The sequence below is a fragment of the Paracandidimonas soli genome, assembly GCF_004342005.1.
Lineage (GTDB): Bacteria > Pseudomonadota > Gammaproteobacteria > Burkholderiales > Burkholderiaceae_B > Paracandidimonas > Paracandidimonas soli.
Genome location: NZ_SMBX01000001.1, coordinates 216653 through 235621, shown reverse-complemented (window position 1 = coordinate 235621; position 18969 = coordinate 216653). Strand labels below are relative to the sequence as shown.

The following is an 18969-nucleotide window of genomic DNA, read 5'->3' as shown; positions in this document are numbered from 1 at the left end:
CATGTCACCCATTATGGTCGTCCACCGTGGTCCGGCAGCAATCCTGGAATTCCGGGGGCTGGATGCCAAAGGCATGTTCGACACTGCTTTCCTGGAGCAGCTGGCGGACCTGGTGGCTCGCCTGGGAGAGGATGACAATGTCCGCGCCCTGGTGCTGACCGGCCGTGACGACGTGTTCTGCACAGGCGGCAACTTCGGTGCGGAGGCGGGCGGACGGGAGGCTTTCGTCAAGGGATTCTTTGACGTGCTTGCCGCCTGCCGCCAGTGCGCAGTGCCTGTGATCGCCGCAGTCAATGGCCGCTGTACCGGCGGCGGCATGACGTTCCTGGCAGCCGCCGACTATGCATTCGCCGTGGACCAGGCCGGGTTCGGCTACCCGGAACTCGCATTCGGCGCCTTCCCCATGCTGGCGGCCGTCACGCAGCCGTCGCATCTGCCCAAGAAGCTGTTCTTCGAAATGGCGTACACCGGCCGGCTGCTGACTGCAGCCGAAGCGCTGGAGCTGGGGCTGATCAACAAAGTGGTGGCATCGGGCCGATTGTGGCAGGAAGTGCAGGCATTCACCGACGATCTGGCCGCCCGCAGCAGGTCCGCGATCGCCACGGGCAGGCGCCTGTATTACGCGACATTGGGCAAGCTGCCCGAAGATGCCATGCGCGCGGCGGGCGACGTGGTCCGGGGCTATCCTGTGGTGGAACACTTTCGCCGATAGCCAACTGGCGACGCGCCACGGCCGCCCCTCGACGTCAGGAACGCGCCGTGCTCCCGACAACGTCGTGCAGCAGATAGCCAGCGGCCAGCGTGCTTATTTCCTGGCCCGGCACTTGCATGACCAGCCGGGTGTGTTCTGGAGAGACCCGATAGATCTGGTAGAAGATGGGCGTATCCTGTTCGTTGTGTACCAGGCGGTTCATGCGCAGCAAGGGAGAGTTCACGGGCACTCTCAGCGCTTCGGCAATATGCGGTTCGGCGGCCTCAGCCGTGATTTCCTGGATAACCGGCCCTACCGGCATGTCGTCGCTGGCAATCAATTCCAGGATCGGCGTACGCGAGAGCGAGCGAGGATTGATGCGTCCGGCATAGTTTGCCGGAATCCAGGCGTCCAGGTATGACAGATGGACATCGTTCCGGTGGTTGATGCGAACCACGTGCAGCGCTTGCGCGTCTAGGGGAAGGTGCAACAGCTTGGCGATGTCGACGGGGGGCCGCTGCATCTCTACCTTCAAGACTTTGGGCCGCGTTTCCTGGGCAATGCGCCGCAAGCCTTCCACGAATGGCATGTTTACGCTGGGGGTCGTACGCTGCCCGACCGGCAGCACGAACGAGCCTACGCCTTGCTCGCTGCGGATCAAGCCCTCTTTCTGCAACTCCGTGACGGCACGGCGCACAGTGATGCGGGAAACGCCGTACTGCCGGCACAATGCATCCTGCGTCGGCAACTTTTCACCCTCGCGGAAGGTCCCGTTCAGGATCTGGTGCTTGATGGCAGTAAACAGCTGGTGATGCAGCAGGATGCCATTGGACTTGATGGGGAGTTGGGTCATCAGCGGCTACGGGCGGTACAAGCCCCCGAAAGGTAGGTGTCCTAGTTTAACCCGGCGGAATCCATGTCATCCCCGGAAAAAAATGCCCCCACGCTGCGCCTTCGGCTTGCTGCCCCCCAAGGGGGCGCTTTTTGCCTTGGGAGCGGCCCGGCGGCAAAAAATGCCTCCCACGCTGCGCCTTCGGCTTGCGCTCCACCTTACGGCTTGCATACCGCTCGGATTCGCCGGGCGTGAGCCCCCCACACTGGTCGCATCAGACCCGCCGGCGCGGCGCCATCAGCGTCACTTGCAGCGCCATCAGAGGTAGGTCCCGCACCCAGCGCACGGATTAGGAAAAGCGTCGGCGCCGATGGCACTGATGTCCTAATGCACGTCCTGTAATTTTTTGTCGGGAAAACTTCCTGTACATCACCCAAAATATTGATCGGTCATCTAGAAAATCCGGGCTACGGCTTATCTCGTTTCGGGGACAGCATTCCGCGAGATTCGAGCAGACGCCGCGTGTTCTCCAGCTCTTTTTGCAGCAACTCGGCATCTGGCAGCACCGTCCGGTAGTTCGCTGCCATCACCTTGGTCGGCAAGCCATCCAGCGCATACCGCACCAGGGCATGGCCCTTGTCAGCGCACAGGATCAAGCCCACCGGCGGATTCTCATCCGGGTAGGCCCAGTGCTCCTTGGCATAGTTGCAATACATGTGCATCTGTCCCACGTCGGCATGGGTCAGGCTGCCCAGCTTAAGGTCGATGATGACCAGGCAGCGCAGCTTGCGATGGAAGAACAGCAGATCGACCCGATACCAGGTCTGGTCGATGCGTAACCGACGTTGCCGCCCGACGAAGGTGAAGCCTTCACCCAGTTCCAACAGGAAGTCTTCCAGCCGCTGAATCAAGGCCGCTTCCAGATCGGATTCTGAATACTCGTCCTTGAGGTCGAGGAACTCCAGCACATACGGGTCTTTGATCTCGTCATTTGGCGTGACAGCATCCTCAGGCGTGACCACCGAACCCTTGACCAACATCGCCGCCTTGTCCTTGGACAAGGCCATGCGTTCGTAGAACTGGCTTCCAATCTGCCGGTCGAGCTGGCGCACGGACCAGCCTCCACGCAGCGCCTCGGCCTCGTAGAACTGGCGGGCATGGTCATCCTTGACCGACAACAGCCGGACATAGGCTGACCACGGCAGGGTGAATACCTGGGCCAGTTCGGAGAGGTCGAATTTCCGAGACACTGTCTCGGAATTCTCAGCGGGCGGCTCGTTTCCCAATTTCCCAGACAGTGTCTGGGAAATTGGGGGCTGTGGGTACGCGAGGTAGAAACGCCGCATGCTTTCCAGGTTGTTGACGCCGAACCCACGCCCAAATCGTGCCGTCAGGTCGGCGGACAACCGCGCCATCAACTGCTCACCGTAACCGGCCCGTCGTCTGCCTTTCTGCTCGGCCTCGACGATCCGGCGGCCAATCTCCCAATAGCTGGCCGTCATCAGCGCATTGACACTGCGCGCCGCTGCCTGGCGCGCCGCATCCAGCAGTTCCACGATGCCGCCGTGGATGCCAGCATAGCCAGCCGGTAAGGCGGCGCGTTTCCCTGCCGCCGCAGGCATCTTCCTTGTCATGCTGTTGCCTCCATAGAACAGGATGCCCCGGTAATCGCCAGCCGCCGGCTCGCCACCAGTTCGGCCGCATCCCGCACCAGCTTGTCCTCGGTACGAACATAATGCATAAACATCGCCACCGTCTTGTGTCCTGTGAGCATCATGTCCACCTTGGCCGGCACGCCTGAATTGGCAATGTCGGTCGTCGCTCGATGGCAGATGCCATACGTGCCGACATGCGGCACGCCAGCGGCCTTGAATACGCGTGTCCAGCCCCCATAGTGCTCGCCGTGGATCATGTGTCAGATGGGATCTTGCGGCGATGGCAGCAGTCTTCCCCACGCGGCGTGATGGAAAGCAGCCGGTAGGCTTCCTCGCTCATGGGCTTGAAGACGCCGCCGGTCTTGCTGTCAGCTTTCGGAAAGCCCCGGCATATGTTGAACTCGCCTAAGTAATTGACAAAACTGCTCCCGGCGGCAAAAAAACTACCGGAATTTCCCGTTTTTCCGATAAAATCGCGCAGCTATTTTTCGCGAACCTTCCGGAGACTTCGATTCGCGTAGACGCAGTTGCCCTTCTTTCCGGTCCCGCCCATCGTGCACATCCCCGATAGGCTGCTCGAGGACCTGGAACATGACGGCTGGACCATGTCGGACGACATCATTCCAGCAGGACTGGCACATCGTTTACTTTCCGAAGGCCGGCAGCGCTGGCAGCAAGGCCAGTTTCATGCAGCCACCATCGGCCGCACATCGACACAGCAACACAATGCCGCCATACGTGGCGACACCATCTGCTGGATCGACGAACCCTCGCCCTACCCCGACAGCGCCGAATTCCTGCAATGCGCGGCGCTGCTGCGGCAAACCCTGAACCGCCACTTCTTTCTCGGGCTGCGGCACCTGGAATGCCACTTCGCCCGCTATGAGCCCGGCGCAGGCTACGCCCGCCACATCGACCAGCACAAGAACACCGGCTTTCGCAAGATTTCCATGGTGCTCTACCTGAATCAGGACTGGCAGCCCGGCGACGGCGGAGAGCTGTGCATCTACGACCCCGATGAACCGGACAGGGAAGTCAGGCGCATCATTCCGAAAATGGGCCGCATCGCCCTGTTCCGCAGCGATACCATCCCCCATGCCGTCCTGCCCAGCGGCAAGACCCGCTGGTCGCTGACCGGTTGGTTCCGCAACGACACCCCTTTCTGAAAGAAGCCTCCGGGACGGCCGCGGCGCTAAAATCGTGGCGAACACCGCCACGGACCACTCCCGCATAGAGGCGACATCATGACGGAACCCGCAGCCCCCATCATCACCATCCACTATTGCAGCCAATGCCAGTGGCTGCTGCGCGCAGCATGGATGGCCCAGGAACTGCTCTCGACGTTCTCCACCGACCTGGGCGGCGTCACGCTCGCGCCAGGCACCGGAGGCGTCTTCCGCATCCACTGCAACGACACCCTGATCTGGGATCGCGCAATCGATGGCGGATTTCCCGACGCCAAGACCCTGAAGCAGCGCGTACGCGATATCATCTTCCCCGACCGCTCCCTGGGGCATATCGACCGCTGAGCAGTCCGTCGTCCATAGACCCACAAGTGCGCGCGCCATGAGGCGGCGCGCCGCAACCGCTATACAGGAGCATGCATGGCACGCCAGGTCCTTTCCGGCATCAAGGTTCTCGAACTGGGCCAGTTGATCGCCGGCCCGTTCGCCGCCAAGACACTGGCGGACTTCGGCGCCACCATCATCAAGGTCGAACCGCCAGTCAACGGCGACCCCTTGCGCAAATGGCGCATGCTGCACGAAGGCACGTCGGTCTGGTGGGAGGCGCAATCGCGCGGCAAGCAGTCCATCTGCATCGACCTGCGCCAGAAAGAGGGGCAGGACATGGTGCGCACGCTGGCCGCCCAGGCCGATATGCTGATCGAGAATTTCCGTCCCGGCACCATGGAAAAGTGGGGGCTTTCCCCGGAGGAACTGCATGCCCTGAATCCGGGCCTGATCATGGTGCGCGTTTCCGGCTACGGCCAGACCGGTCCGCGCAGCCAGGAACCGGGCTTCGCCGCCATTGCGGAAGCCATGAGCGGGCTGCGCTACCTGAACGGCGAGCCGGGCCGCGCTCCCGTGCGCGCCGGGCTGTCCCTGGGCGACACGCTGGCCGGGCTGCATGGCGCCCTGGGCGTCCTGCTGGCGCTTTACGAGCGCGACGCCAGGGGCGGTAAAGGCCAGGTGATCGACGTATCCCTGTTCGAAAGCATCTTCAACCTGACCGAAAGCCTGCTGCCGGAATACTCCGTCTTCGGCGCCGTGCGCGAACCCGCCGGCGCAGCGCTGCCCGGCATCGCACCATCCAATGCCTACCGCTGCGCCACCGGGGAGTACGTCCTGATCTCGGGCAATGGCGACGGCATCTTCCAGCGTCTGATGCACAGCATCGGCCGCCCTGACCTGGCGGAGGACCCCGGCCTTGCGCAGAACGACGGACGCGCCGCGCGCGCCCAGGAACTGGACGATGCCATCGGACTATGGACGCAGCAGCGCACGCCAGACGAGATCCTTCCGGCCATGAAAGACGCCAATGTCCCCGCCGGCCGCATCTACTCCGTGCGCGACATCGCCAATGACGAGCACTACCGCGCGCGCAACGCCATCGCGACCCTGCGCGCGGCCAGCGGCATCGACGTGGAGATGCCGAACGTGGCACCCCTGCTGTCGGAAACCCCTGGCGCGATCCAGGCGCGCGCCCCGCTGCTCGGCGAACATACCGACCAGGTCCTGAAGGATGCCGGGCTGGATGAAGCCACCATCCGCACCTTGCGTGAGAAGGGCGTGATCGCCTGATTCGGGGGAAGCCCTTGTTCCTATTGCACAAATCATATATGATTTGTGCAATAGGAACATCATTGCCATCATCGCCATGACAGCTCGCCTGAAACCCACGCCTGCTCCAGATGCCGTACTGGCCAAGGCCATACTGCGCGCCGGGTCGCAGTTGGGGCTGAAACAGGCCGATCTGGCTGCGGTGCTGGGCGTGCATCGCACCGCCATCAGCCGCCTGAAGAACGCCCCATCGCTCGACCCCGAATCCAAGCCCGGAGAACTGGCGTTGTTGCTGATCCGCCTGGCGCGCGCCCTGTTCGCCCTGACCGGCGGCGACCAGGACTGGATCCGCCACTTCATGCATTCCCCCAACCAGGTCACCGGAGGCGTGCCCGCGCAGCAGATCACCAGCATCCAGGGCCTGATGCGCGTGCTGCAGTTCGTCGACGGCATCCGGGGCAAGGTATGATCGCGGCGCCCGCCGGCTCCGATATCTGGGAACGCTGCCAGGGCGGGCAATACATCCAGCCGTTGTCCGGCACCCTGTACCGCCTGGTGGAAAGCCAGGAACAGGTGGCCACGCTGCATTACGTCGACACCCTGGAAGAACAGGCGTTGCTCGAAGACCTGCTGGAACAGGTCAAGCCGGATCATCCCTTGCCTGTCGAAGGCCTGCACTACCTGCTCAAGACGCCCTTCCGCTATCCTCCGCTGGCATGGGGATCCCGCTTTGGGCGCACGCACGAATCCGGCATTTTCTATGGCGGCTGCGCCATTGCCACCACACTGGCGGAAGCAGCCTACTACCGTTTCGTATTCTGGTATTCGATGCAGGGCGAGCCGATCAAGGACCACCTGCGCTCGGAGCACACCCTGTTTTCCGCCGGCTATCGTTGCGCGCGCGGCATCCGGCTGCAGGAACCTCCGTTCCAGGCCCATGAGAACCTTCTGCGGCATCCGCAGGCATATGCTCCCACGCAGCAACTGGGATCGGCCATGCGCGCCGCAGAGGTCGAAGCCTTCGAATACCGCTCCGCCCGCGATCCCGGCCAGGGCATCTGCGTAGGGCTGTTCACGCCCCGCGCGCTGCGCAACAAGAAACCGTCTGCCATGCACCAGTGGCTGTGTGAAATCACGGCGGATACCGTGCAGTTCCGGCGCTTCGGAGACAAGGAAACGCTGGCCTTCCCGTTACCGACTTTCCTGGTGGATGGGAAGTTGCCGCTGCCGGCGTGATACTCCGGCTCCATCACTCACGCATAACGCTGCGACGCACCTGTCGGCCGCTGTATACGCCGGTTGACGCGCCATCCGTCCACGCAAGCGCGCCATTGACCATGACATGGACGATGCCGCGCGCCGGCTGCATCGGCTCGCTGTACCCGAACCCGGGGTCAATCGTGAGCGCGTCAAAGACCGTAATGTCCGCGTATGTTCCCGGCGCGATCACTCCCCGATCTTCGAAGCCGAAATTGCCTGCTGTCAGCCCGGTCATCTTGTGGACCGCGGTTTCCAGCGGAAACAGCCCCTTGCCGCGCGCATAATGGCCCAGCACCCTTGGAAACGCCCCCCACAGCCGAGGATGAGGCTGATTATCGTGAGGCAGGCCATCCGAGCCGATCATGGAAGGAGGAAACGCCAGGATGCGCTCCACATCTTGCTCATCCATGGAAAAATAGATTGCCCCAGCTGGCATCAAGCGTGCCGTCGCCTCATAACGATCGACGCCAAGGGCTTCCGCGATATCGTCGAGATCATATCCCGCGAACTCCGGGTAAGGCGTGGACCACGTGACAATGATGCGCTCGCAACGGCGCGCGCGCCAAACCTCCAGCACGGTCGAGCCCGCATGGTAGGGGTAGCAGTCCAGGCAGACGGGCTGCTGGCTCATGGCCTGCTCGATGTAGGGCAGTGTTTCGCGAGAACGGCCGAAATTGCGCGCGCCGCTCAGCTTGTGATGCGAGATCACGACCGGCACGCCCAGCCGGCGTCCGATTTCGAACGTCTCGTCCATGGCGTCCATGATGCCTTCCGACTCGTCACGCATATGAGTGCAATAGATGCCGCCGTATTCGCGCAGGTCCTCGCACACGCGAATCACCTCTTCCGTGGTGGCCGGCATGGCCGTGGTGTAGGCCAGCCCTGTCGAAACGCCGATGGCTCCAGCCTGCAGCGCCTGCGCGGCAAGCTCCCGCATACGCGTGATCTCGGCATCGGACGCAGGCATGCCAAGATCCTCCATAGTCGCCACACGCAGAGTCGTATGCCCAACGAGCGCGGCAAAGTTGGTGGCTGGCGGCTGTCGACGCAGCGCATCGAGATAACCGGCGAACGATGGATACTGAAACCAGTCGCCGCTGCGGTCGAGCAGGTCCAGCGGCGGCGTGACCGGCTGCGGTACGCCTCTTGGCATAGGCGCCAGGGATATGCCGCAGTTGCCGGCCACCACTGTCGTCACTCCCTGGGATATCTTGGGGCTCATGTCGGGGCTGGACAGCAGCATCCTGTCATCATGGGCATGCGCATCGATGAAGCCCGGCGCTACAATCAGGCCGGTGACGTCGATCACCTGGCGCGCCGGCTCGCCGGACAGATCGCCGATGGCCTCGATACGCTGCCCCACGATACCGACGTCCGCGTCCCGGCGTGGCGCGCCGGTGCCATCGATGACGGTTCCGTGCTTGAAAATCAAATCGAACATGCTTGCTCCTTTCTCAGCGCGTGCTGCCCAGTTGTTCGCGGATTTCCCAGCCTCCGCCCTCTGTCCGTACAAGCGCCTCGCTGTAAAGATAGGCAGTTGTACAGGCATGCCGAGGCAGCAGCATCACGCGATCGCCGACATCCAGGCCGCCGGCGTCGACCACGACATGCTCTTCATTCATCAGCACGATCGGGCTGTCCCAGCGAAAGCGGTCGGCCATTGGCTTGTCCGGAGCAATGGCCTTTGATCCCGCATCGAGCGTAATGCGCGAGCCATGCCGTGAAATGACTGTCGCAAGCACGAAAGCCGCAGGCTTCCATTGCAGATGCGGCAAATCGGCGTCATGCTGGGAACTGGAGTAGGCCCAGCTGCCGGGTCCGACATAGGTCGCCAGATCCCCTGGCCAGAGATCGAAACTGTAGCTGGTGCCTGCAATTACCTCAGAAGCAAGGCCGGCGGCGGCGCCCCGTGCCACGAGAGGACGCAGCCGATCGGCAAGCGCAGCTACCTGGCTGCGGCGCAGCTTGATATCACGATCGTGGATATGTCCGTCATAGACATGCCATCCGCCAAAGGATCCCAGCTCGTGCGCGCCCAGCGCCAGCTCCAGCGTCTCTGCCTCGATGGGCGCGCCCGTACGACCCAGCCCTGGATCAAGGTCGATGTGCAGATGCAGGTTGTCCGGCCAGAATCCCGGCTGTACCGCAGACCTCCATGCATCCAGGCCCTGCCTGGAATCGACGAGAGCCCCCAGCGATGCCTGCGGGTGCTGTCGGGCCAGCCCGAGAAAAGAGGCAAGATGCCGTGCATTTACGGTGGGATAGGCCCACAGCACTCTGGAGGCGCCGGCCGCCAGGACCATGCTCGCCTCTGCGACGGTAGCGACCTTGAACGCCGCTACGCCCTCTTCGACCAGCCGGGAAACGATCCAGCCGGCCCTGTGCGTTTTGACGTGCGGCATCAGGCGCCCAATGCCGCCGCAGCGGTCGGCTGTCATCCGAAGGTTATGCAGCACGGCGCCTTCAAAGACGACGAAACACGGCGTAGCGGCGCTTGCGGGCGGACAGTCGCGCTGCTCCAGGGCATCCGCCCTATGCGAAGAGGACAAGGTGGTAATCATGATATCCAGACGGCAGGCTTGCAGGTGATGAAAGTGTGTCCTAGGGTTTGTACGGGCATAAAAACACCAGATCAAGTAATATCATTACACAACAATTTGAGGTTTCGCGCTATCGATATCCGTATCATGCCTAAAAATCCCTTTAATTTCCATTAATTTGTAAAAAAATACCAAATCGAGTGATGCTATTTTATTCTGATAAGTAATTTTATTACATAACGGAGACAAGCAACATGAAAAGATCTTTGCTAGCTATTGCTTCCCTGGTTGGCTGTATTGCCTTGCCTGTGCAAGCGGCCAGTCCCGCCGACTCATGGCCAGACAAGCCCGTTACCGTGATCATGCCTTATGCGGCCGGCGGTTCGGCCGATGTGCTCACCCGCATCGTCTTCAACGAATTGGCCAAAGAACTGGATGCCTCATTCGTAATCGAGAACCGGCCCGGCGCAGGCGGAACCATTGCCACGACAGTACTCAAGCGCCAGAAGCCCGACGGCTACACATTGGGTTACGCCAACGTCAACACACTGAGCGTGAATCCGTCGCTGTTCAAGCAACTGCCATACGATCCCAATGAGGATTTCGAGCCTGTCGGCATGATGTTCAATCTTTACAACGTACTTGCCGTGCGCGCCGATCATCCCGCAAAAACAGCGGCCGATCTGCTGAAACTCATCAAGGACAACCCCGGGAAATTCTCATATGGCGCTTCGGGCATAGGCACCAGCGGCCATATTGGCGGCGAACAGCTCAGGGTCATGGCGGGTCTCGACGTGCAATTTGTGCCGTACCAGGGCGACCCGCAATCCCTGCAGGATCTGGTCGGAGGCCGTATCGAATACAGCGTGAACAACTCCTCCGTGGTGATGCCGCTGGTTGAAACCGGAAAGCTGCGCGCCCTGGCGATAACCGCCTTGAAGCGTGTTCCACTTTTTCCGGATATCCCCACCTTCGACGAATCCGGAATCAAGGGCTATGAAAATGTGTCCTGGGGAGGGATCGTCGTTCCCAAGGGGACCCCTCAGCCCATCATCGACAAGCTCAATGCAGCGCTGAACAATGCCTTGCGTACGGATTCCGCGCGAGAAACCATGAGCAAGCTTGGAGCTGTCGCCGCTCCCGGCACACCGGCGGACTTCCGCACGCTGATCCGCAACGAGCAGATCAAGTATCGCGACCTCATCGAATCCGCCAACATTCCAAAACTCGACTGATCAGCTTGTTTGCGACACAGCGATGATGCGCCGATCGGTTGCGGCCACAACAGGCTTGAAGGCAGATGAGGCGGCTTTCGATCCGAGCGGCTCAACGGCAACGTGCCTGCTATAGTTGGATATTTACGCCATGCCGCATGCGCGGAGGCTGAACATCCGGCTGCATCGGCGAAACCTTGCGGGGGCTGGCATGGCCAGCGCCCGTTTTCATCATGCCAATCAGCACAAACAATCTCCTGCAGGAACTCCAGGAACGCTTGCCCAGCCTATCCCCTTCCCAGGGTCTCGTGGCTCGCGTCATTTTGTCCGATCCCCAGGCAGCAGCCGTCGCCACTGTCGAGGAACTGGCCAAAAAAGCCGGCGTCTCGATGCCAACGATCGTCCGGACCTGCCGCAGCTTCGGCTACATGTCGGTACGCGATTTCATGGTCGCCCTGGCGCAAAGCTATGCAGCCAGCGGGTCGCACCTGCACCGCAGCGTACTCGCCACGGACAGCACCTCGGACGTCGCCAGCAAAGTCATTTACAGCGCAATTTCATCGCTACGGGAACTGGTCCAGAACATGGACGCGGAGATAATCGACAAGGTCACAGACCGCATGGCGGCCGCAGAGCGCATTGACTGCTATTCGGTCGGGGCGTCCTCAACCTTCATTGCCAACGAATTGCAAAGCCGGCTATTTCGATTGCGCGTACCTTCGAACTCGATCTTCGATGCCAACCAGCAGTTGGTATCGGCCAGCACGCTCGGCCCCAAGGGAATCGCATTCATTATCTCGCATCTCGGGCGCATGCCATACACACTCGATGCCGCACGCTATGCGCGCGCCCATGGAGCGACGGTCATTGCCCTGACCCAGCCCGGAACGCCGCTTGCCGAAATCTCGGACTTGGTGCTGGCCGTATCGCCTCCGCAAGATCCTCTGCGCTCGGTAGGGACCGAAACCTATCTCGCCCATCTCGTTCTCATCGAGATCCTGATGGTGCGCCTGGCGCAGAAACTGGGGCCCGTCGCCGTGCACGATCTGCAGCGATTCAAGCGGTTGATGCACGAGTATGGATTCGACAGCTCCGCATACGTAAACGCGATCGACAGCCGGAACGAACCGGATGGCAGTTCGCAAGACGCGACATAATGCCCTCCTCGCGACATCATCATCACGGGGGTAAACTGTCTGCTTGGACTCCCTGAGCCTGGAAGGAGAAAGTTTTGCCATCTGCAACGCACCAACCTGTCGATTCATCGCTGACGCAAGCGGCGATGTATCTGGTTCTGACCATCAATCCCGGAGCCGCTCCCCTGGATGCCGTGCGCGACTTCTGCGCGGATCTGTCGGGACTGCTGCGTTCTGTCGGCTTTCGTGATCTCGATGGACGCCTGTCCTGTATCCTGGGAATCGGCTCCGAGGCCTGGGATCGCCTGTTCGGATCGCCCAAGCCCAAGGAACTGCACCCCTTCAAGGAAATTCAAGGCGTACACCACGCCGTATCCACGCCAGGCGACATCCTGCTGCACATCCGCGCCACGCGCATGGATCTGTGCTTCGAGCTGGCCGCACAGATCACGTCGCGTCTGGGCGAGGCGGTTGCCGTTGTGGATGAAGTGCATGGATTCCAGTATTTCGACAACCGTGATCTGCTGGGCTTCGTAGACGGCACCGAAAACCCCACTGGCGGGGAAGCGGTCGACGCCACCGTCATCGGTGACGAAGACGACGATTTCGCCGGCGGCAGCTACGTGATCGTGCAGAAGTACCTGCACGACATGGCCGGCTGGAACAGGCTGCCCGTCGAAATGCAGGAAAAAATCATCGGCCGCAGCAAGCAGACCAACATCGAACTGGACGACGACGTAAAGCCGACCTGGGCGCATAACGCGCTGACCGTGATCGAGGAAGACGGCGAAGAGCTGGACATCGTACGCAGCAACATGCCCTTCGGCGACATTGGCAAGGGCGAATTCGGCACTTACTTCATCGGCTATGCCAAGTCCCCGAGCCGTATCGAGCAGATGCTGGAGAACATGTTCATCGGCCGCCCGCCAGGCAACTACGACCGATTGCTGGACTTCAGCCGCGCCGTCACGGGCTCGCTGTTCTTCGTCCCCTCGGTCGATTTCCTGGACAATGTACCGGAAATCAGCACGCCGCAATCCCTCATTGAAACCTCACCGGGCAACAGTGTGACCGATAGTTCACTGGGCATCGGCTCACTCAAAGGAGAACCCTCGCATGAACAACCTGCATCGTAAACTTGCTCCGATATCAGATGCCGCCTGGGAGCAGATCGAGGAAGAGGCCTCCCGCACGCTCAAGCGCTACCTCGCGGCCCGGCGAGTCGTGGATGTCGCCGACCCTCAAGGGGCGGCTCTTGCCGCCATCGGTACCGGCCATCTCAACGACATCCAGGCTCCGGATGACGGCATCCGCGCCGGGCAGCATCAGGTTCAGGCATTGGTGGAATTGCGCGTGCCATTCGAGCTGTCGCGCCGGACGCTCGACGATGTCGAGCGCGGCTCCGATGACCCTGACCTGCAACCGCTGAAAGATGCCGCGCGCAAGATCGCCTACGCGGAAGACCGGGCCGTGTTCGACGGCTACGCCGCAGCCGGCATCCAGGGCATGCGCCCAGGCTCTGACAATCCGGCGACGACGCTGCCGTCCGATATCACCCGCTATCCCGCCGTCGTGGCGCAAGCGCTGAGCCAGCTTCGCCTGGCTGGCGTCAACGGTCCTTATATCCTGGTGCTCGGAGAGAAGGCCTTTGCCGCCGTCAGCGGCGCTTCCGACGACGGCTATCCGCTGTTAAAGCATATCCGTCCTCTGCTGGACGGCGACATCGTCTGGGCGCCCGGCATCGAAGGCGGCGTGCTGCTCAGCACCCGCGGCGGAGACTTCTCGCTGCATCTGGGGCAGGACATATCGATCGGCTACCAGTCGCACACAGACAGCGTCGTGAACCTGTACCTGCAGGAAAGCTTCACCTTCCGCCTGCTGTCTCCCGAAGCCGCCGTGGCGCTGATGCCGTCAGCGGGGAAATAATACAGGCACCGGCTTGCCGGTTCGCGTATAAAAAGGGCCAAGTGAGACACAATCACTTGGCCCTTTTTTCGGTAAAACCGACGGAAGCGCACCTTAGAACGGAATATCGTCGTCCATATCAGCCAGATTCGCCGCCGCGGGCGCCTGCGGCGCCGCCGGGCGCGGCTGCGCGGGCTGCTGCTGCGGACGGGATTGCGGAGCCGGCGCGCCGCCGTATTCCGTGCCGCCGTAGCTGCTGCCGCTGCCACCTTCGCCGCCGCCCTCGCGGCCGCCCAGCATCTGCATCTGGTCCGCCACGATTTCGGTGGCGTAGCGGTCCTGGCCGGTGTCCTTGTCCTGCCACTTGCGGGTCTTCAGCCGGCCCTCGACGTAGACCGAGCGGCCCTTGCGCAGGTATTCGCCGGCGATTTCGGCCAGGCGGTTGTAGAACACCACGCGGTGCCATTCGGTTTCTTCTCGGCGCTCGCCGGAATTGCGGTCCTTCCAGGCGCTGGTAGTGGCGATGGAAACGTTGCAGATGGCCGCGCCGTCCGGGCTGTAGCGCACTTCGGGATCACGGCCCAGATTACCAACGAGGATGACTTTGTTTACGGATGCCATGACGGAGCCCCTTTAACCAATTCTTGAGGATATTCGATAAGGCGATATGCTAACAGACGCCGCCGTCCGCTGTACGCACCGGGGATGTTTCTGTCTCAGGCGGATACATTGTCCTGCCTTCCCGCCCGGGCCACCAGGAACCAGCAGAATGCCAGCGCGGACGAGGCCAGGAATACCGTCTGCATGCTGGCGTAGGCGGCCAGCATGCCCCCTACCGCTCCGCCGGCGAATACGCCCAGCGACTGCGCCGTGTTGTAGACCCCCAGGGCCAGCCCCTTGAGATCGGACGGCGACGTGCGCGACACCAGCGAAGGCTGCAAGGCCTCGAGTATGTTGAACGAAATGAAAAAACCCACCAGCAGCACGGCGACGGCGGCGAAACTCTGGCTGGCCAGCGGCATGAGCGCCAGCACCACCACCAGCCCGGCGACCGCCACCTGCAGCGAAGTATGGTGGATATGCCGGGTTTCGGTATAGAACACCGCCGGCACCATCAGCACGAACGACAGCAGGATGATGGGCAGGTAGATTTCCCAGAGGCTGTCCGACGCATAGCCGCCCAGGCGCATCAGCATGGCGGGCGCCACGATGAAGATCGACATCAGGATGAAATGCAGACAGAACACGCCGAAATTCAGCCGCAGCAGCCCCGCATGCCCCAGCACCTCGCGGGGACGGGCCTGCATGGCGGCCACCGGCCCCTGGGGAGCGTCCGGCACCACGAACAGCGCAATGAGCAGGCAAAGCAGTCCGAGCGCGCTGATGACCCAGAACAGGCCAGACAGGCCGTAGCTGCCCACCAGCAGCGGCGACGCCACCAGGGAAATGGCGAACGACACGCCGATCGACCCGCCCACCATGGCCATGGCCCTGGTGCGGACCTCCGGCCGGGTGACATCCGCCACCCAGGCCGTGATGGCGGCGGAGATGGCGCCCAGCCCCTGCATGGTGCGTCCGATGATCACGCCGTTGATGTCGTCGGTCAGCGCACAGACCACGCCGCCGGCGATGAACAGCAGCAGGCCGCCCACGATGACGGGCCTGCGCCCGAAGCGGTCGGACGCCATGCCCAGCGGAATCTGCATGATGGCCTGCGTCAGCCCGTAGGCGCCCAGCGCGATGCCTACCTTTGCCGCGTTGCTGCCGCCCGCCAGCGCCTGCGCGGCCACGGCGAACACGGGCGTCAGCAGGAACAGGCCCAGCATGCGCACGGCGAACAGCAGGGCAAGCGCGATGCTGGCCTTGCGCTCGACAGGTGTCAGGCGCAGCTTGGCGCGAGGTTTTCTGCCTGCGGGTACGGAAGAATGGGACATAGGGAGAACGCTCGGATTCGTATGACTGATATTACTGAAACAGCAGGAACGCCGCCCGGGAAAGCACTGATTGCCTCATGGGGATTCGCGCGACGGATGACTGCGCGTTATAGTAACAAGTTAACCTCCGGAAACAGACCAATTCCCTGATGCAAGCCATACGAATCCGTGGTGCCCGCACGCATAACCTGAAGAACATCTCGGTCGACCTGCCTCGCCACAAGCTGGTGGTGGTGACCGGGCTGTCGGGCTCCGGGAAATCCTCCCTGGCCTTCGATACGCTGTATGCCGAAGGCCAGCGCCGCTATGTGGAAAGCCTGTCGGCCTACGCCCGCCAGTTCCTGCAACTGATGGACAAGCCCGATGTCGATCTGATCGAAGGCCTGTCGCCCGCCATTTCCATCGAGCAGAAATCCGCCGGGCACAACCCGCGCTCCACGGTCGGCACCATCACCGAGATCCACGACTACCTGCGGCTGCTGTACGCCCGCGTCGGCACGCCCTACTGCCCTGAGCACGGCCTGCCGCTGCAGGCGCAGAGTGTGGCGCAGATGGTGGACAAAGTGCTGTCCTGGGAGGACAGCACCCGCATGGCCATCCTGGCGCCAGTGGCGCGCGCGCGCAAAGGCACGTTCGAGGACGAGCTCGTCAGCCTGCAGGCGCAAGGCTTCGTGCGCGTGCGCATCAATGGAGAAATGCTGGATATCGATGCCGTCGAGGCCCTGCCCAAGTCGGGACGCCACGATATCGATGTCGTGATCGACCGGCTGCGCATCCGCCAGGACAACCGCCAGCGCCTGGCCGAAAGCTTCGAGACCGCGCTGCGCCTGGCCGATGGCCGCGCCCTGGCGCTGAACATGGACACGGAGGAAGAGCAGGTCTTCTCCAGCCACTACGCCTGTCCGGTCTGCAGCTACAGCCTGGCAGAGCTGGAGCCGCGCCTGTTCAGCTTCAACAATCCGGCCGGCGCCTGCCCCTCCTGCGACGGCCTGGGACATGTGGATTTCTTCGACCCCAGGCGGGTCGTGGCCTTTCCGGAGATCAGCCTGGCCTCCGGCGCCATTCCCGGCTGGGACCGGCGCAACGCATTCGCCCACACGCTGCTGTCCAGCCTGGCCGCGCATTACCAGTTCGACCTCGAGACCCCGTTCGAGCAGTTGCCGGAACCGGTGCGCAACATCCTGCTGCATGGCTCGGGCGAAGAGAAGATTTCTTTTCTGTACTTGGGCGAGAAAGGCCGGACCACCGTCAAGACGCATGCCTTCGAGGGCATACTGCCCAATCTGGAACGGCGCTGGCGCGAAACGGACTCCAGCGCGGTGCGCGAAGAGCTGTCCAAATACCGAGCCACCCAGGTCTGCCCGGACTGCCAGGGCTCGCGCCTGCGCAGGGAAGCCCGCAATGTCCTGATCGGCAACGACCGGGGCGAAGGCGAGCGCCTGGGACTGCCCATCTATGCCGTGGAAGCGCTGGCGCTGTCCGATTGCCTGGCATGGTTCCAGCAGCTCGAGCTGAGCGGTGCGAAGAAAGACATCGCGGAACGCATCATCCGCGAAATCGAGTCCCGCCTGCAGTTCCTGAACAATGTCGGCCTGAACTACCTGTCGCTGGACCGCAGCGCCGATACTATTTCCGGCGGAGAAGCCCAGCGCATCCGCCTGGCCAGCCAGATCGGCTCGGGACTGACCGGCGTCATGTATGTGCTGGACGAACCTTCCATCGGCCTGCACCAGCGCGACAACCATCGCCTGATCCAGACGCTGCAACACCTGCGCGACCTGGGCAACAGCGTGATCGTCGTGGAGCACGACGAAGACATGATCCGCGCCGCCGACTACGTTGTGGACATGGGGCCGGGCGCTGGCGAAAGCGGTGGACGGATCACCGCGCAAGGGGATCCCGCCAGCCTGCAGGACAATCCAGACTCGCTCACCGGCAAGTACCTGAGCGGCGCCCTGAAAATCTCCATCCCCCAGCCCGCCCCCATCACCGGGGATACGCCCTGGCTGCGCCTGGAGGGCTGTCGCGGCAATAACCTGCAATCGGTGAATCTCGCCATTCCCACCGGCAGCTTCGTCTGCGTCAGCGGCGTATCGGGCTCCGGCAAATCCACGCTCATCAACGACACCCTGGCCGCAATCGCCGCGCGAGACCTGAACCGCGCGCAGACGGAGCCCGCGCCATTCGACCGCATCGAAGGGCTGGAGCATTTCGATAAAGTCATCACTGTGGACCAGAGCCCCATCGGCCGGACGCCGCGCAGCAACCCAGCCACCTATACGGGGTTGTTTGCTCCCATACGCGAACTGTTCGCCGGCGTGCCCGAAGCGCGCACGCGCGGATACGACCCCGGCCGCTTCTCGTTCAATGTCAAGGGCGGCCGCTGCGAGGCCTGCCAGGGCGATGGCGTGGTCAAGGTGGAAATGCACTTCCTGCCCGACATGTACGTGCCCTGCGACGTGTGCCACGGCAAGCGCTACAACCGCGAGACGCTGGACATCCGCTATCGCGGCCACAACATCAGCGAAGTACTGGATCTGACCGTGGCGCAGGCCATGCCTTATTTCGAGGCGGTGCCCGTCATATCGCGCAAGCTGCAGACACTGATGGACGTGGGGCTGTCCTATCTGCGGCTGGGGCAAAGCGCCACCACGCTGTCGGGCGGCGAGGCGCAGCGCGTGAAGCTGTCGCTGGAGCTGTCCAAGCGCAGCACGGGCCGCACCCTGTACATCCTGGACGAGCCCACCACCGGCCTGCATTTCCAGGACATCGCGCTGCTGCTGGAAGTGCTGCGCAAGCTGGTCGCAGCCGGCAACACGGTCGTCGTCATCGAGCACAACCTGGATGTCATCAAGACCGCCGACTGGATCGTGGACATGGGTCCGGAAGGCGGCAAGGGCGGCGGACGCATCGTGGCGCAGGGCCGGCCGCGGGATATCGCCGACAACCCGGAAAGCCATACGGGGCGCTATCTGAAGCCGCTGCTCGACAACGCCTGACGGCTGCCCTTGCCCAAGGCTAC

17 protein-coding genes and 1 pseudogene are annotated in these 18969 nt (G+C 62.5%); 11 read left to right on the top strand and 7 right to left on the bottom strand.

Annotation, left to right across the window (positions count from 1 at the left end):
• Nucleotide 1 precedes the first annotated feature (1 nt).
• Nucleotides 2-712 carry an enoyl-CoA hydratase/isomerase family protein gene (locus EV686_RS01050; RefSeq protein ID WP_165972455.1) on the top strand — a complete coding sequence of 237 codons (711 nt, stop codon included), beginning with the start codon at nt 2-4 and terminating at the stop codon, nt 710-712.
• Between the two features lie 34 nt (nt 713-746).
• Here EV686_RS01050 and EV686_RS01045 read toward each other — a convergent pair whose 3' ends face one another.
• From EV686_RS01045 to EV686_RS01035, 3 genes and pseudogenes are all read right to left on the bottom strand, one after another.
• On the bottom strand, nt 747-1544 hold the full coding sequence (locus tag EV686_RS01045) for a GntR family transcriptional regulator (RefSeq protein ID WP_132472585.1): 798 nt from the start codon (nt 1542-1544) through the stop codon (nt 747-749).
• 446 nt (nt 1545-1990) lie between these two features.
• On the bottom strand, nt 1991-3157 hold the full coding sequence (locus EV686_RS01040) for a PDDEXK nuclease domain-containing protein (RefSeq protein ID WP_132472582.1): 1167 nt from the start codon (nt 3155-3157) through the stop codon (nt 1991-1993).
• Nucleotides 3154-3548: pseudogene (locus tag EV686_RS01035) on the bottom strand (site-specific integrase); the annotation flags it as partial. The gene EV686_RS01040 and the pseudogene EV686_RS01035, both read right to left, overlap by 4 nt.
• Nucleotides 3549-3732: 184 nt before the next feature.
• Here EV686_RS01035 and EV686_RS01030 point away from each other — a divergent pair.
• From EV686_RS01030 to EV686_RS01010, 5 genes are all read left to right on the top strand, one after another.
• A complete protein-coding gene (locus EV686_RS01030) occupies nt 3733-4344 on the top strand; it encodes a 2OG-Fe(II) oxygenase (RefSeq protein ID WP_132472580.1) in 612 nt (203 codons plus the stop codon).
• A gap of 78 nt (nt 4345-4422) precedes the next feature.
• On the top strand, nt 4423-4707 hold the full coding sequence (locus EV686_RS01025) for an Rdx family protein (protein WP_132472578.1): 285 nt from the start codon (nt 4423-4425) through the stop codon (nt 4705-4707).
• Between the two features lie 75 nt (nt 4708-4782).
• Nucleotides 4783-5979 (top strand): CaiB/BaiF CoA transferase family protein, encoded by a 1197-nt coding sequence (locus EV686_RS01020; RefSeq protein ID WP_132472576.1) that lies wholly within the window; start codon nt 4783-4785, stop codon nt 5977-5979.
• Between the two features lie 76 nt (nt 5980-6055).
• The gene (locus EV686_RS01015; RefSeq protein ID WP_132472574.1) at nt 6056-6427 is read left to right on the top strand and encodes an MbcA/ParS/Xre antitoxin family protein; all 372 of its coding nucleotides are present in this window, start codon (nt 6056-6058) and stop codon (nt 6425-6427) included.
• On the top strand, nt 6424-7194 hold the full coding sequence (locus EV686_RS01010) for an RES family NAD+ phosphorylase (RefSeq protein ID WP_132472572.1): 771 nt from the start codon (nt 6424-6426) through the stop codon (nt 7192-7194). The genes EV686_RS01015 and EV686_RS01010 overlap by 4 nt, the downstream gene beginning before the upstream one ends.
• A 13-nt stretch (nt 7195-7207) precedes the next feature.
• Here the strand turns inward: EV686_RS01010 and EV686_RS01005 are convergent, their stop codons facing one another.
• Both EV686_RS01005 and EV686_RS01000 read right to left on the bottom strand, forming a co-directional pair.
• Nucleotides 7208-8659, bottom strand: coding sequence for an N-acyl-D-amino-acid deacylase family protein (locus EV686_RS01005; protein ID WP_132472570.1), 1452 nt, complete (start codon nt 8657-8659; stop codon nt 7208-7210).
• Nucleotides 8660-8672: 13 nt separating this feature from the next.
• Entirely contained in the window at nt 8673-9779 is a 1107-nt protein-coding gene (locus tag EV686_RS01000) for an alanine racemase (RefSeq protein WP_132472568.1), read from the bottom strand.
• A gap of 233 nt (nt 9780-10012) precedes the next feature.
• Here EV686_RS01000 and EV686_RS00995 point away from each other — a divergent pair, with 233 nt between their 5' ends.
• From EV686_RS00995 to EV686_RS00980, 4 genes are all read left to right on the top strand, one after another.
• Nucleotides 10013-10993, top strand: coding sequence for a Bug family tripartite tricarboxylate transporter substrate binding protein (locus tag EV686_RS00995; RefSeq protein ID WP_132472566.1), 981 nt, complete (start codon nt 10013-10015; stop codon nt 10991-10993).
• A gap of 212 nt (nt 10994-11205) precedes the next feature.
• Nucleotides 11206-12129 (top strand): MurR/RpiR family transcriptional regulator, encoded by a 924-nt coding sequence (locus EV686_RS00990; protein WP_132472564.1) that lies wholly within the window; start codon nt 11206-11208, stop codon nt 12127-12129.
• A 74-nt stretch (nt 12130-12203) separates the two neighbouring features.
• The gene (locus EV686_RS00985) at nt 12204-13244 is read left to right on the top strand and encodes a Dyp-type peroxidase (RefSeq protein WP_132472562.1); all 1041 of its coding nucleotides are present in this window, start codon (nt 12204-12206) and stop codon (nt 13242-13244) included.
• Nucleotides 13225-14034: a family 1 encapsulin nanocompartment shell protein gene (locus EV686_RS00980; protein ID WP_132472559.1), complete on the top strand. Its 810-nt coding sequence runs from the start codon at nt 13225-13227 to the stop codon at nt 14032-14034. The genes EV686_RS00985 and EV686_RS00980 overlap by 20 nt, the downstream gene beginning before the upstream one ends.
• Before the next feature lie 93 nt (nt 14035-14127).
• On the opposite strand, the gene ssb is transcribed toward EV686_RS00980, so the two are convergent.
• Together ssb and EV686_RS00970 are read right to left on the bottom strand one after the other, a co-directional pair.
• Nucleotides 14128-14634: a single-stranded DNA-binding protein gene (ssb, locus tag EV686_RS00975; protein ID WP_132472557.1), complete on the bottom strand. Its 507-nt coding sequence runs from the start codon at nt 14632-14634 to the stop codon at nt 14128-14130.
• A gap of 95 nt (nt 14635-14729) precedes the next feature.
• Nucleotides 14730-15947 (bottom strand): MFS transporter, encoded by a 1218-nt coding sequence (locus tag EV686_RS00970; protein WP_132472555.1) that lies wholly within the window; start codon nt 15945-15947, stop codon nt 14730-14732.
• Nucleotides 15948-16096: 149 nt separating this feature from the next.
• Between EV686_RS00970 and uvrA the strand changes: the two genes are divergently transcribed.
• Complete coding sequence (gene uvrA, locus EV686_RS00965; RefSeq protein ID WP_132472553.1) at nt 16097-18946, top strand: excinuclease ABC subunit UvrA; 2850 nt, start codon at nt 16097-16099, stop codon at nt 18944-18946.
• Nucleotides 18947-18969 lie beyond the last annotated feature (23 nt).